Below are 739 nucleotides of genomic sequence, written 5' to 3'. Positions count from 1 at the left end.
GGCAGGGGTAGCAGGAATTGAACCCACACTAACGGTTTTGGAGACCGCTGTTCTACCTTTAAACTATACCCCTATTAATAAAATGGAGGAGAGTGGATTCGAACCACTGAACCCTAAGGAACGGATTTACAGTCCGTCGCGTTTAGCCACTTCGCTACTCCTCCATGGTGGCGCGGGACAGAATCGAACTGCCGACACACGGAGCTTCAATCCGTTGCTCTACCAACTGAGCTACCGCGCCATATGAAATTACATCAATTGAATAAATAATGACGGTCCCGACGGGAATCGAACCCGCGATCTCCTGCGTGACAGGCAGGCATGTTAACCCCTACACCACGGAACCAGTTCATTATGGAGGTTAACGGGATCGAACCGCTGACCCTCTGCTTGTAAGGCAGATGCTCTCCCAGCTGAGCTAAACCTCCAAATTCAATTGTATGACCCGTACGGGATTCGAACCCGTGTTACCGCCGTGAAAGGGCGGTGTCTTAACCGCTTGACCAACGGGCCAGATATATTACTAACGGAGAGTAAGGGATTCGAACCCTTGAGACAGCGTTCACCATCTACATGATTTCCAATCATGCTCCTTCGGCCTCTCGGACAACTCTCCAGAGTGAAAGAAGCTCATTACTCTTTTCTCAAATTGAGAACTCCGGCAGTAGGACTCGAACCTACGACATCATGATTAACAGTCATGCGCTACTACCAACTGAGCTATGCCGGAATAACACCA

At 49.7% G+C, this 739-nt stretch carries 8 tRNA genes; all 8 read right to left on the bottom strand.

Annotation, left to right across the window (positions count from 1 at the left end):
- Nucleotides 1-2: 2 nt before the first annotated feature.
- Nucleotides 3-73 (bottom strand) — tRNA-Trp (locus tag AB3I20_RS12695).
- A 10-nt stretch (nucleotides 74-83) separates the two neighbouring features.
- A tRNA-Tyr gene (locus tag AB3I20_RS12690) sits at nucleotides 84-164 on the bottom strand.
- 1 nt (nucleotide 165) lies between these two features.
- Nucleotides 166-241 (bottom strand) — tRNA-Phe (locus tag AB3I20_RS12685).
- A gap of 32 nt (nucleotides 242-273) precedes the next feature.
- Nucleotides 274-346: transfer RNA gene (locus tag AB3I20_RS12680), tRNA-Asp, on the bottom strand.
- Nucleotides 347-355: 9 nt separating this feature from the next.
- Nucleotides 356-428 (bottom strand) — tRNA-Val (locus AB3I20_RS12675).
- 13 nt (nucleotides 429-441) lie between these two features.
- Nucleotides 442-513 (bottom strand) — tRNA-Glu (locus tag AB3I20_RS12670).
- 14 nt (nucleotides 514-527) lie between these two features.
- Nucleotides 528-616 (bottom strand) — tRNA-Ser (locus AB3I20_RS12665).
- Between the two features lie 40 nt (nucleotides 617-656).
- A tRNA-Asn gene (locus tag AB3I20_RS12660) sits at nucleotides 657-730 on the bottom strand.
- Between the last annotated feature and the right edge of the window lie 9 nt (nucleotides 731-739).

This window comes from Enterococcus sp. C50 (genome assembly GCF_040887505.1).
In the GTDB taxonomy this organism is placed as follows: domain Bacteria; phylum Bacillota; class Bacilli; order Lactobacillales; family Enterococcaceae; genus Enterococcus_B; species Enterococcus_B thailandicus.
Note: the sequence above shows the minus strand (reverse complement) of the source record. Positions and strands in the feature narration are given on the sequence as shown.